At 73.6% G+C, this 12,327-nt stretch carries 12 protein-coding genes; 5 read left to right on the plus strand and 7 right to left on the minus strand.

Features of this window, described 5'->3' with window-relative positions:
• Window positions 1–614: inositol monophosphatase family protein (locus tag BU198_RS32020; protein WP_223245240.1), on the plus strand; the 614-nt coding region annotated here is incomplete at its 5' end.
• Between the two features lie 78 nt (window positions 615–692).
• Here BU198_RS32020 and BU198_RS32025 read toward each other — a convergent pair.
• The 6 genes from BU198_RS32025 to BU198_RS32050 form a co-directional block, all read right to left on the minus strand.
• The gene (locus tag BU198_RS32025; protein ID WP_188300345.1) at window positions 693–1,589 is read right to left on the minus strand and encodes an amidohydrolase family protein; all 897 of its coding nucleotides are present in this window, start codon (window positions 1,587–1,589) and stop codon (window positions 693–695) included.
• Window positions 1,586–3,220 (minus strand): acyl-CoA dehydrogenase family protein, encoded by a 1,635-nt coding sequence (locus BU198_RS32030; RefSeq protein WP_188300346.1) that lies wholly within the window; start codon window positions 3,218–3,220, stop codon window positions 1,586–1,588. The genes BU198_RS32025 and BU198_RS32030 overlap by 4 nt, the downstream gene beginning before the upstream one ends.
• The gene (locus BU198_RS32035; RefSeq protein ID WP_188300347.1) at window positions 3,204–3,845 is read right to left on the minus strand and encodes a TetR/AcrR family transcriptional regulator; all 642 of its coding nucleotides are present in this window, start codon (window positions 3,843–3,845) and stop codon (window positions 3,204–3,206) included. The genes BU198_RS32030 and BU198_RS32035 overlap by 17 nt, the downstream gene beginning before the upstream one ends.
• A 197-nt stretch (window positions 3,846–4,042) precedes the next feature.
• Window positions 4,043–5,584 (minus strand): S28 family serine protease, encoded by a 1,542-nt coding sequence (locus BU198_RS32040; protein ID WP_188300348.1) that lies wholly within the window; start codon window positions 5,582–5,584, stop codon window positions 4,043–4,045.
• Window positions 5,585–5,898: 314 nt separating this feature from the next.
• Window positions 5,899–6,753 carry a serine protease gene (locus BU198_RS32045; RefSeq protein ID WP_188300349.1) on the minus strand — a complete coding sequence of 285 codons (855 nt, stop codon included), beginning with the start codon at window positions 6,751–6,753 and terminating at the stop codon, window positions 5,899–5,901.
• Between the two features lie 234 nt (window positions 6,754–6,987).
• Window positions 6,988–7,617 (minus strand): TetR family transcriptional regulator, encoded by a 630-nt coding sequence (locus tag BU198_RS32050; RefSeq protein WP_188300350.1) that lies wholly within the window; start codon window positions 7,615–7,617, stop codon window positions 6,988–6,990.
• A gap of 164 nt (window positions 7,618–7,781) precedes the next feature.
• On the opposite strand from BU198_RS32050, the gene BU198_RS32055 reads away from it, so the two are divergent.
• The 4 genes from BU198_RS32055 (at window position 7,782) to BU198_RS32070 (ending at window position 10,986) form a co-directional block, all read left to right on the plus strand.
• Window positions 7,782–7,937: a hypothetical protein gene (locus BU198_RS32055; RefSeq protein WP_188300356.1), complete on the plus strand. Its 156-nt coding sequence runs from the start codon at window positions 7,782–7,784 to the stop codon at window positions 7,935–7,937.
• 57 nt (window positions 7,938–7,994) lie between these two features.
• Window positions 7,995–8,333 (plus strand): DUF4190 domain-containing protein, encoded by a 339-nt coding sequence (locus BU198_RS32060; RefSeq protein WP_223245241.1) that lies wholly within the window; start codon window positions 7,995–7,997, stop codon window positions 8,331–8,333.
• Window positions 8,334–8,505: 172 nt separating this feature from the next.
• A complete protein-coding gene (locus BU198_RS32065; RefSeq protein WP_188300351.1) occupies window positions 8,506–9,390 on the plus strand; it encodes a metallophosphoesterase family protein in 885 nt (294 codons plus the stop codon).
• A 180-nt stretch (window positions 9,391–9,570) separates the two neighbouring features.
• Window positions 9,571–10,986 carry an MFS transporter gene (locus BU198_RS32070; protein WP_223245242.1) on the plus strand — a complete coding sequence of 472 codons (1,416 nt, stop codon included), beginning with the start codon at window positions 9,571–9,573 and terminating at the stop codon, window positions 10,984–10,986.
• A 158-nt stretch (window positions 10,987–11,144) separates the two neighbouring features.
• Here the strand turns inward: BU198_RS32070 and BU198_RS32075 are convergent.
• The coding region (locus BU198_RS32075; protein WP_188300352.1) for an ABC transporter permease at window positions 11,145–12,327 on the minus strand (1,183 nt) is incomplete at its 5' end.

The raw sequence follows: 12,327 nt of genomic DNA on the forward strand, positions 1-12,327 counted from the left end.
CGCGGGCCGGCTGGGCACCGGAGGACCTGGAAGGCCCGGTGCCCGCCGAGGGCGAGTGGTGGCTGTGCGACGCGACCGACGGCGCGGTGCAGTACCTGCTCGGGCAGCCGCACTGGGCGGTGACCGCGACGCTGGTGCGGGACGGCGCCGCGGTGCTGGCCGTGGTGCACGCCCCGGAGCAGGACGGCCGCACCTACCGGGCGGTGCTCGGCGGCGGGGCCGAGCTGGACGGGCGGCCGATCGCGCCGCTGGAGCGGGAGTTGGCGGCCACCGTCGCCGCCACCAGCCAGCCTCCCCGGGTGGCCGCCGACCCGGTGGCACTGCGCCGGGCCGGCGAGTCGCTGTCCGCGATGGCGGGCGCCGTCCTGGCCGTGCGCAACCTCGGCCCGACCGCGCTCCAGGTGGCCCAGGTCGGCTCCGGGCACCTGGCGCTGTTCTGGGAGTACGGCCCGGACGCGGGCAACCTGCTCCCCGGCGCGCTGATCGCGAGCGAGGCGGGCGCGGCGGTGACGGACACCGCCGGATCGGCCTGGACGGCCGGTTCCGACGGCTTCCTCGCCGCCGCGCCCGGGCTGCACGCCCGGGCGCTGGAGGTGCTGCGGACGGTCGGCTGACCGCGGCCGGCCGGCGACTGACAGCTGACGGCTGACGGCTCGCAGCCCGGGGCCGACGGCCGACGACGGCCGCCCTGGTCAGCCGGCCGCCCCGGCGGGCAGTCCGAAGAGGGCGGCCGCGTTGTCGTGGCACACCGCCCGCAGCCACTCCTCCCCCAGCCCCAGCCCGGCCAGCGCCTCCAGCTGGTGGACGTACCGGTAGGGGATGTTGGGGAAGTCGCTGCCGAGCAGGACGCGGTCCCCGAGCCCGCGCAGGCGCGGCAGTTCCTCGCGCGGGAACGGGGTGTCGGCCTCCGCGAAGTCGGTGAACGCGATGGTGGTGTCCAGCCGGACGGCCGGGTGGCGCTCGGCCAGGTCGAGGAAGTCGCGGTACTCGGGCATCCCGAGGTGGGCGACCACCAGGACCAGGCCCGGGTGCCGCTCCAGCACCGCGCCGATCGGGCCGGGGCCGGTGAACTTGCCCGGTACCGGCCCCGACCCGCAGTGGGCGACCACCGGGGTGCCGGTGTCGGCGAGCAGCCCCCAGACCTCGTCCAGCAGCGGGTCCGCCGGGTCGTAACCGCCGACCTGGAGGTGCGCCTTGAACACCCGGGCGCCGTCCTCGATCGCGCGGGCCACGTAGCCGGGCGCCTCGGGCTCGGGGAAGAAGGTCCCGGTGTGCAGGCACTCCGGGGTGCGGGCGGCGAAGTCGGCGGCCCAGCCGTTCAGCCAGCCGGCCATGCCGGGCTTGTGCGGGTAGAGCATGGACGTGAACGCCAGGACGCCGAAGTCCCGCAGCCGCCGGACGCGCTGCTCCTCGGCCTCGCGGTAGGTGATCGGCCAGGGGCGGTTCACCAGCGGGCCGGCCGCGTCGAAGTAGGCCCACACCTTGTCGAGGACGTTCTTCGGCATGAAGTGGGTGTGCACGTCGATCAGCCCCGGCAGGCCGAGGTCCTGCCAGAACTTCCGTACGCCGTCCGCCTCCTGATCGCTCATGCGGTCACCGGGCGGGCCCGGTCGATGATCGCCGCGGTGTCGGCGCCGGCCGGCAGGGTGCCGAAGGCCGCGCCGCGGTCGGCGCCCAGCCTGCTCGCGCAGAACGCGTCGGCCACCGCCGGGCTGCCGTACCGGACCAGCAGCGAGCCCTGGAAGGCCAGCGCCATCGACTCGACCAGCCGGCGGGTGCGGTACTCCAGGTCGCCCTGGTCGGCCAGTTCCTTGCGCAGCGCGGCGACGGCCGTGTCCAGCCGGCGGTCCGCGCCCGCCGCGGCGTCGAGTTCGCCGAAGAAGGCCTCGACGCTCTCCGGGCTCCTGGCCATGGCGCGCAGCGCGTCCAGCGCGGCGACGTTGCCGGAGCCCTCCCAGATCGACACCAGCGGTGCCTCGCGGTAGAGCCGGGGCATTCCCGACTCCTCCACGTAGCCGTTGCCGCCCAGGCACTCCAGCGCCTCGGCGGAGTGCGCGGGACCGCGCTTGCACACCCAGTACTTGGCCACCGCCAGGCCCAGCCGCCGCACCAGCGCCTCGTTCCCGTCCCCGGCCAGGGTCAGGTCGGTGGCCCGGGCGAGCCGCATGGCCACGATCGTGGCGGCCTCGGACTCCACCACCAGGTCGGCGAGCACGTTGCGCATCAGCGGCTGGTCGACCAGCGCCCTGCCGAACGCCCGCCGGTACAGGGCGTGGTGGACCGCGCGGGTGGCGCCGTACCGCATGCCGGAGGCGGCGCCGATGGTGCAGTCCAGGCGGGTCATGTTGACCATCTCGATGATGGTCGCGACGCCCCGGCCCTCCTCGCCGACCAGCCGGCCGACCGCGCCGTCGTACTCCAGCTCGGCGGAGGCGTTGGACTTGTTGCCGAGCTTGTCCTTGAGCCGCATCAGGTGCAGGCGGTTGCGCTCGCCGTCCGGCAGGACGCGCGGCAGCACGAAGCAGCTGAGACCGCCGGGGGCCTGGGCGAGCGTCAGGAAGAGGTCGGACATCGGCGCCGAGGTGAACCACTTGTGGCCGGTGAGCCGGTAGGTGCCGTCCGGCTGCGGGGTCGCGGTGGTGGTGTTGGTGCGGACGTCCGAGCCGCCCTGCTTCTCGGTCATCGACATGCCGGCGATCAGCCCGCGCTTGGTGCCCGGCTCGCGCAGCCCGTAGTCGTACTCCCGCGCGGCCAGCAGCGGCTCCAGCTCGGCGGCCAGGGCGGGGTCGGCGCGCAGCGCGGGGACGGCGGCGTAGGTCATCGAGACCGGGCAGGTGTGGCCGGCCTCGACCTGGCCCCAGACGAAGAAGCCGGCGGCGCGGGCGGAGTGGGCGCCGGGCCGTTCGTCGCGCCAGGGCGCGGCGTGCAGGCCGTACGAGACGGCGGTGCGCATCAGCTCGTGCCAGGACGGGTGGAACTCGACCTCGTCGATCCGGTGGCCGAAGCGGTCGTGGCTGCGGAGCACCGGCGGGTTCTCGTTGGCCAGCCGCCCCCACTCGGCGGCCTGCTCGGAGCCGGCCAGCCGGCCCAGCTCGCGCAGCTCGGTCTCGGCCCAGCCGGCGCCGGCCCGCCGCAGGGCGTCGAGCAGGGTGGGGTCGGCGGCGGTGTCGTGTCCGTACGGCAGGGGCACCTGGTTGGTGACCTCATGCGTCGCTGTCATCGCGTCCTCCCAGGGCACGCAGGGTGAAGGAGACCAGGGCGGGGACCACCTCGACGGTGGCCTCCCGGGGGTCGGTGACCCCAAGGCTTTCGGGTATGGCGGCGAGCGGCCCCGCCAGCGCCTCGCCGACCGCGCCGACCAGGGCGGCCGCGGTCAGCACCGGGTCCTGGCCCGGCAGTTCGCCGCTCGCCACGGCCGCGGCGATCTCGGTGGCGATCACGTCCCGGAACGCCCGCCGGAAGACCAGGCGCTCGCCGTCCACGACCGTGTCGGCCGGCTCGACCAGCAGCGCGTACGCCAGCCGGGGCGCGCGCAGGGCGCGGGCGGCGAAGGTCTCGACCACGGCGGCGATCCGCTGCCGCGGGGTGTCCCGGAGGGCGACGGCGGCGTTGACCGCCTCGATCTCACCGGTGACCACCCGGCGGAACAGCTGCACCGACAGCTCGGCCTTGTTCGCGAAGTGCTGGTAGAGGCTGCCGGTGGCGATCCCGGCGCGGTCCGCCACGGCGGCCATCGTGCAGCCGCCGTAGCCGCGCTCGGCGAGCAGGCCGACCGCCGCCTGGAGCACCGCTTCGCGCTGGGCGTCGAGGCGGGCTTGTACGGCGGGGGTGCGTCGGTAGGCCATGGAAGCATTGAAGCACTGATTCACTGCTTCGGGGAGGGGGTGGCGGCGGCCGGTCCTGCCGTGCGGAACGCGCGAGGAGGCCGCCCCGGAACGCGGGACGGCCTCCTCGGCCTGCTCGTGGTGCCTGTGGTGCCTGTAGTGCTCGTAGTGCCTGTGGTGCCTGTGGTGCCTGTGGTGCTCGTGGTGCGGAGCGGCTACTACAGCGGGCGGCGCTCCTGCTCCAGCCGGCGGCCCTCGACGTCCAGCGGGCCGAACTCCGGGATCGACCGCGGCGACGCGGCGAGCGAGCGGGCGGCGTCCGGCTGGCCCAGACCGGCCCACTCCTGCACCTTGGCGGTGGCCTCCGCCGACTGCGCGGCGGGCAGCTGCCCGATGTTGGAGCCGTGGTTGCCGCCGGGCACGGTGTAGACGTAGCTGTCCTCGCTGCCCCGGCCGAGGTGGAACGGCTTGGCGCCCCACGGGTCGTTGCCGCCGTAGACGTACATGATCCGCTCGCCCTCGCGCTTCACCCAGCGGTCGATGTCGGGCATCGCGTTGCGGTTGAAGGTGGTCGGGATCTCCTTCGGCACGAAGCTGCGGACCGCGTAGGTCTCCTTGTAGTCGTAGTGCAGCACACCGTTCAGGTGCGAGACGTCGAAGAACGGCGCGCCCAGCTCGGTGGCGGCCTGGTAGTAGTACGCGGTGTACTTCGCCAGCGACTGGTCACTGTTGCCGGTGATGCCGGCCTGCGCGTCGAACCAGGCGTACAGCTCGTCGTCGGTCGCGGTGGCGGCCACCGGGACCTTGGCGCAGTCGGACGCCAGGCTGTACTGCCAGAACCCCCAGATGACGTCCAGCACGCCGGCCTCGTACGCGCGGTCCGGGGTGCCGAGGGTGTTGAAGGTGGAGCCGGCCGCCTGGTTGTCGGCGACGTAGCGGGCCTCCAGCCGGTCGCGGCGCACCAGCAGCTCGCGCTGGGCGGCGTTCAGCCGGGCCCGGCACTCGGGGGTGCCGACGGTGCGGAAGAACTCGCTGTAGGCCGCGTAGTCGTTGACGTCCGTGTTGTTCGGCGCGACGTAGGCGATCGTGCCGGCCACGTCGTCCGGGTAGAAGCGGCGGTAGTAGGTGGAGGACATGCCGCCCTTGCTGGCGCCGGTGGACAGCCACTCCTGCTGGTAGATCCGCTTGAGCGCGGTCACCAGCCGGTGCGAGTCCGCGGCACCCTGGCGGATGCCGGCCTTGGACCAGTCCGCCGGGGCCGGGCGGGAGGGGGTGAAGAACCGGTACTCGATGGACACCTGGTTGCCGTCCACCAGCCGGGTCGGCTCGGTGCGGGACGGGTTGGTGCCCACGTTGTAGCCGCTGGTGTAGAAGACGGTCGGGTGGTCGTAGCCGCGGTGCAGCAGGGTGAAGCGCTGCTGGAAGGTGCCCAGCCAGGGGCGGTTGTGGTCGACCGGCTGGGTGTAGGTGGCGATGAAGTAGCGGTGACCGGTGGTGGTCGGCTTCTCCTCGGTGATCGTCACGCCGGGGATCGCCGCCAGGCGGTCCTTGATGTCGGCGTTCGGGTCGTCGGCGGGGCTCCGGCCGTGGCGGGACCCGCTGCCCTGGTCCCCCTGCGCGCCCTGGTCCCCTTGCGCGCCCTGAGCGCCCTGGGAGCCCTGGGCACCCTGGTCGGCGGCGGCCGGGCTCACCAGGCCGCCGAGCGTGAGCAGCGGTATCAGCAATGTGGAAGCCAGCAGCCTTCTCACGGTGGTGGTCATCGACTCTCCATCTCTTCACGGGATATGGCTGCCGCCGGTCGGTGCGACCGGGCGGCGCGGGTGGTTCGGGTGGTGCGGCGGCCGCCCGATGGACGGCCGAATGGGCCACCCGCGGTTCGCGGATGGCCCATCGGGAGAAAAGTGCTGGTCAGCGGGGTCGCCCTGCTCGCTCTGGGGTGGCTGCCGGTCGGGTGCTCCGGGCCTGCGGTCCGGTCGGGTGCTCCGGGTCGACGGTCCGGCCTGCGGACCCGGTCGGCGGCCCGGCCTGCGGTCCGCCGGGTCGTGCCTCCCGGCCGGGCCGGGCGGCCGTCCGGCTACGGGCGGGGCAGGGTGCAGCCGGGGAGGGTGAGGTCGAAGCGGTTTCCGGCGGCGAAGCAGGCCGGGATCCCGTAGGTCTCCTGGGCGTAGCCGATGCCCCGGCGGACCGTCACGTTGCCGCTCTGGTCGACCTCGCAGGGGTTGTTCAGGGTGCAGCGCTCGCCGTTCTCGTTGATCGTGTTGTTGACCGCGACCACCTGGTTGGTCGAGGCGTCGACCACCGGCGAGCCGGAGGTCCCGCCGATCACGTTGCAGGTCGAGGTGTAGCGGAGCGAGTCCTTGAAGGTCCAGTCGCCTTCCTTCAGCCGGTAGGCGAAGCCGTCGGCCGAGCAGGAGTAGATCTTCTTCCAGTAGCCGGAGACGACCCGGATCGAGCTGCCCTGGACCGGGTGGGTGGCGGCGACGGTCAACGGGGCTATCCCGTACCGGGACTGGATCGAGGCGTAGCTGGTGTTCAGCTGGTAGATCGACACGTCGGTGTCGGTCATCGCGCCGTAGACCACCTTGGTCGCGCGCAGCGTGGCGACGCCGCCGCCGGTGGAGTTGAGCAGCGTGAAGGTCCGGCTGGAGGCCTGGTTGAGGACCACCTCGCCCGGGCCTGGCATGCCGGTCTCCAGGCAGTGGCCGTTGGAGAGAATGAGGGCCGGGTCGCTCGCGGCCGAACCGGGCATCCGCACCAGCGAGCCGGAACAGTTGCTGAGCGCTACCGTCCCGGCGAAGGTGACGGCGGCGACCGGCTTGGCTGCGGACTCGGCGGCGGGGGCTGCGGCCTGGGCCGGAATGGCTCCGACCAGGGCGGTAGCCCCGGTGACCAGGAGCGTTGCGGCCGTGCCTATGAGCGGCTTCTTCATGAGAGACCTCTCGGTGTGGGGGTCCACGGGTGGGGGTCCACCAAAGCTGTCGCGGACATGACCCACTGTCAAGAGTCAAAGCATCACCAAGAAACCGTCCAGGACGCATTGGCCGGTTACCGCCGCCGTCGGCGCCGCGGGCCGTCCGCCCCTCGCTCCGGGGGCACCGGACCCACTTCGATGCGGCCGGCCCGCCGGTACGGCCGGGCACTGGCGCACCCAGGCCCCGACGCGTCAGCTCCCCTGCCAGTGCGCCCGGCCCAGGCTGATCAGCCGCAGCTGGAGGCGCGCGGTGGCGGCGATCCGCCGCTCGCGGCCCGGGTCGGTCTCCAGCGCCTCCAGGAAGGCGGCGGCCGTGGAGACCATGTGGTCGACGTACAGCTCGGCGAGCATCCGCAGGTCCTGCTCGCTCCACCCCCGCGATCCCGGCTGCGACTCCAGCGCGGTTCCCACCTCTGCGGCGAAGCGCCCGAGTTCGGCGGCGATCGCCTCACGCACCTGCCGGACCCCGCCGTGCCGCTCGCGGGCCAGGAAGCGGACGTGCGCACGGTGTTCACGGACGTGCCGCTCGATCACCTCCACCGCGCGGTCGATCAGCTCCTCGGCATCGCCGGCCTCGGCGAGCACCGAGCGGATCATGACGTGCAGGCTGGCCAGCGACTCCTCGACCAGCGCCACACCGAGGGCGGCGAGGTCCGGGAAGTGCCGGTAGAAGGCGGCCGGGGAGAGCCCGGCCTCGCGGGTGACCTCGCGGACACCCAGGCTCGCCAGGTTCTGATCGACCAACAGGTGCAGCCCGGCGTCCAGCAGCGCCCGCCGGCTCTGCTGCTTCTGGGCCTGTCTGACCCCAACGGTGTGACTCACGCCATTCAGTAAACAATTGTTTGCCGAACTTGGCCAGCCGGGCGTAAGGTGAGCCGAAGTCAGTGAACACTTGTCAACCGAAATCGGCGCAGCCCCAGTCCCAGTCGCGGTTCCAGCCCGCAGTTCCAGCCCGCAGTTCCAGCCCGCAGCCGAAGGAGCAAGCCGTGATCCTGTTCTCCACCCTGGTCGCCATGGGCGTCCTGATCGGCACCGCCGCCCACACCCCGCTCCCGGTCTTCCTCGCCGCCTCCGCCGGCATCACCGCCTGGCTGCTCGCCTTCGGCGCCCGCGAAGGCATCGCCCACCTCCGGCACCGCTGACCCGGCCACCGCCCGGACCACGCCCGCGGCCACTCCGCAGAGAGGACCCGCACCACCATGAGCACCGTCACCGACCGTCAGGCCATCAGCCACCGGAGCACCGACCGTCAGAGCGCCGACCACCAGAGCGCCGACCACCAGAGCGCCAACCGTCAGGACATCGCCGAGGCCGACGGCCTCGCCGTCGCCTCCTTCCTCCTCGGCCTCCCCGGCCTGCTGCTGTTCAACATCGTTCTCGGACCGATCGCCATCACCCTGGCCGCCCTGGCCCTGCTCCGCGGCACCAGCCGACGCGGCCGCGCCGTCCTCGGCCTGGCCCTCGGCATCGCCTCACTGGCGATCCTCGCCGTCACCACCGCCACCTCGCACGGGGTGCTCATCGACCTCCGCTCCTGAGTCTGGTCCAACTCTCCCGCCGAGCACGGTTCCTGACGCGGCACCCGCTTCCGCCCCGAGCCCCTGGCCACCGGGCCGGCGACTCGAACGACTGATCCCGTCAACCCTCCCCACACCCTGGCCCCGCCACGTAGGGTGGGCCCCATCGACCGGGCGACCTCAGGGGGCAGGAGTGACGACGGAGAACCGCAGCGACGCACAGCCGGAACGGCCCGCCCCGACGGGCGGACGGCTGCTCGCCGTGAGCGATCTGCACATCTCCTACCAGGAGAACCGCGACCTGGTGGAGAAGCTCCAGCCCTCCCACCCCGGTGACTGGCTGCTCGTCGCCGGCGACGTCGCCGAGCTCACCACCAGCATCGAGTGGGCCCTCGGCCTGCTCGCCGAGCGCTTCGCCCGCGTGGTGTGGGTGCCCGGCAACCACGAGCTGTGGACCCACCCCGAGGACCCGGTGCAGCTGCGCGGGGTGGCCCGCTACGAGCACCTGGTGGAGCGCTGCCGCCGGCTCGGTGTGGTGACCCCCGAGGACCCGTACCCGCTCTGGGAGGGCGCCGGCGGACCGGTCCGCATCGCCCCGCTCTTCCTCCTCTACGACTACTCCTTCCGCGCACCGGGCACGACCACCAAGGAGGCCTCCCTGGCGGCCGCCTACGAGAGCGGCATCGTCTGCGCGGACGAGCGGATGCTGCACCCGGACCCGTTCCCCGACCGCGACTCCTGGTGCCGCGAGCGCGTCCGGCTGACCGAGAAGCGGCTGGCGGCCTGCGAGCCGGACGTCCCGCTCGTCCTGGTCAACCACTACCCCCTGGTCCGGCAGCCCACCGACATCCTCTGGTACCCCGAGTTCGCCCAGTGGTGCGGGACCGAGCTGACCGCCGACTGGCACACCCGGTTCAACACCGCGGCGATGATCTACGGCCACCTCCACATCCCGCGCCGGACCGCCTACGACGGCGTCCCGTTCACCGAGGTCTCGCTCGGCTACCCGCGCGAGTGGCGCAAGCGCGGGCTGCCGGACCCGCTGCTGCGGGAGGTCTTCCCGCAGGCGACGGGCTGACCTCCGGGCGCACCGCCCTTCGGTCCGGCGTCCGTCCGGCGCCGGACGGACGCCGGACCGAAGGGCGGCCGAGTGCCCGCACGCCCTCGCGCCGTGGCCTGGTCCGGCTCGGCTCGGCTGTGACACCCATGACGCGATCACCGGTCTTCCGCAGCACCGGTCTTCCACAGTTGGGAAGCAATGCCCGAGCAGACCCTGGAACGGCCCGTGGACTCCGAGGACGGGATGTTCTCCCGGGAGTACGCGGCCGCCACGACCACCTTCACCGCGGTGATGTTCCTGACCGGGTTCGCCGCCATGGCGGTGGTCCCCACCCTGCCGACGGCGGCCCGGGCCCTGGACGGGGTCTCCCTGTTCCCGGTGGTGGCCGGCTGCTTCGTGGCGGCCAGCCTGCTGGGCGGAGTGCTGGGCGGCCACTGGGCCGACCGCTCCGGGGCCCGCCGGCCACTGGCGGCCGGCATGGTGCTGTCGGTGGTCACCCTGCTGGTCTCCGCCACCAGCACCTCCATAGGGCAGCTCGCCGCAGGCCGCTTCGTGGACGGGCTCGCGGCCGGCATGGTCGCGGTGTCCGTCAACACCGCCATCGGCCAGGCGTATCCGGAGCACCTGCGCCCCCGGATGCTGGCCCTGATGAGCACGAGCTGGATCATCCCGTCCCTGGTGGGCCCCCCGCTGGCCGGGCTGGTGTCCGAGTGGTGGTCCTGGCGGGTGGTGTTCTACGGCCTGGCCGCGCTGTCCCTGCTGCCGGCGCTCGCACTGGTGGTCGTGCTGCGCGGCCGCTCCCCGGCGGAGGCGCCCGCGCCGTCGGGCGACCACCCGTCGCGTCCGCCGCTGCTGGTCGCGGCGGCGCTCAGCCTCGGCGCGGCGCTCGGGCAGTACGGCGTCTCGGGCTGGGACGTCCGCCATCTGCTGTTCGTGGCCGTCGGGTTGGTCCTGCTGGTGCTCCTCGCGCCGCGGCTGCTGCCCGTGGGCACCTGGCGGGCCGCCCGGGGCCTGCCGGCCACGGTGCTGCTGCGCGGTCTGGCCTCCGGCACGTACTTCACCGTCGAGGCCTTCCTGCCACTGATGCTGATCACCGAGCGGCACATCGCCGCGGTGGTGGTCGGCGTGGCGTTCACGCTCTCCGCCGTGGTGTGGGCGGGCGCCTCCTGGGTCCAGGGGCGACTGCTCCAGGACGTGCCCCGGCACCGGCTGGTCTCCGTCGGCGCGGGGATCATGGCGGCGTCGGTCGTGCTCGCCGCAGCCGGGGCCCTGCGCGGGGTGCCGGCGCTCGCCGCCGCGGCGGCCATGCCCCTCGCGGCCGTCGGCATGGGCCTGTTGGACCCGTGCCTCACCGTGCTGTCGCTCTCGCACAGTCCGGCCGGACGCCAGGGCTACGCGAGCAGCGCGATGCAGACCAACCAGAACCTCGGCCAGATCACCGTCATGGCGCTGTTCTCCGCCGTCCTCAACACCGTCCTGGGACTCGGCGCGGCCGAACTCGTCGGCTACGGCGCCGCCTTCGCACTGCTGCTCGTACCGACCCTGCTGATCGCCCTGCTCGCCGTGCGCGCCCGGGGCTCCGTCAGCCCGCGGCCCCTCGTCGAAGCCCGGTAGGACCCGCCGCCACCGGACGGCTGCACCCTTCGGCTGTCCCATGCGTCCTTCTCTCCTCTCTCCTTCTCCCAGGAGCAACTCCACGAAGGCCCGGCCGCTCGTTCCGGTCGCCTGCTCCGTCAATCCACCACCCCCCGCTTTGCCAGTCCGCTACTCCGCTACTCCGCCGCGATCGCCCGCAGGACGTCCAGCCGCGCCGCCCGGCCCGCCGGGCGGAGTCCGGCCACCGCGCCCGCCAGCAGCCCGGCCGCCAGGACCACGGCCAACTGCCCCGGCGGTATCGCGAACGATCCCGTCCCCGCACTGTCCGAGGCCCGTACCAGCGCCCAGCCGAGGAAGGCGCCGAGCCCCAGCCCGCCGACCGTCCCGAAGGCCGCCACCAGCACCGACTCCCAACGCACCATGCCGCGCAACTGGGCCCTCGTCTGGCCGACCGCCCGCAGCAGCCCCAGCTCCCTGGTCCGCTCGTGCACCGCCAGCGTCAGGGTGTTGGCTATCCCCAGCAGCGCTATCAGCACCGCCAGTGCCAGCAGCGCGTAGACCACCGACAGCATCGTGTCGACGCCGGAGGCCGCGCTCTTCGCGTACTCGGCGCGGTCCTGCACCTGCGGACTGCCGTACCGGACCAGCGCCCGTTCCACCGCCGCCCTGCCCGCCGCCACCGGGACGCCGTCGCGCAGCCCGACCGCGACCATGGTGTCGGCGTCCTGCCCCCGGTGCGGGGCCCAGGCCTGCCGGGTCATCAGGTAGTCACCGGCCAGTCCGCCGCCCTCGTACAGCGCGCGGACGGTGAACGGGCCGCTCGCGCCGTCGGTGAAGGCCACCGTGACGGACTGTCCGAGCCGCCAGCCGCGCTGCCCCGCCTCGCTGCGGGAGACCGCCAGCCCGTCCGTGCCGAGGGCGGCCAGCGAGCCGTCGACCCGGCCGAGGTCGACGATCCCGGTCAGCCGGGCCGGGTCGGTGACGTCCAGCGTCCTGCCGTGCCCGTCGATCCGGGCCACACCCCGGCCGAGCCCGACCGTCTGCCGCACCTCGGGCAGGGCGGCCAGGGTGTCCGCCACCGCGGGGCTGATCCCGCTGCCGCCGGCCCCGAACGAGGCCGTGGTGACGGCGAGATCGCCCGCGAAGGACTTGTCCACCGTGTCGTCCAGGGTGGCCTTGATCGAGGCACCGAAGACGGTGAACAGCGTGACCACCGCGACCCCGATCATCAGCGCGCTCGCGGTGGCCGCCGTCCGACGCGGGTTGCGGGCCGCGTTGCGCCTGGCCAGCACCCCGGAGACCCCGCGCAGCCTGGGCAGCGGCGCGCCCAGGGCGCGCACCGCGAGGGCCGCGGCGACC

It is taken from the genome of Streptomyces sp. CBMA156 (assembly GCF_014596515.1).
In the GTDB taxonomy this organism is placed as follows: Bacteria; Actinomycetota; Actinomycetes; order Streptomycetales; family Streptomycetaceae; genus Kitasatospora.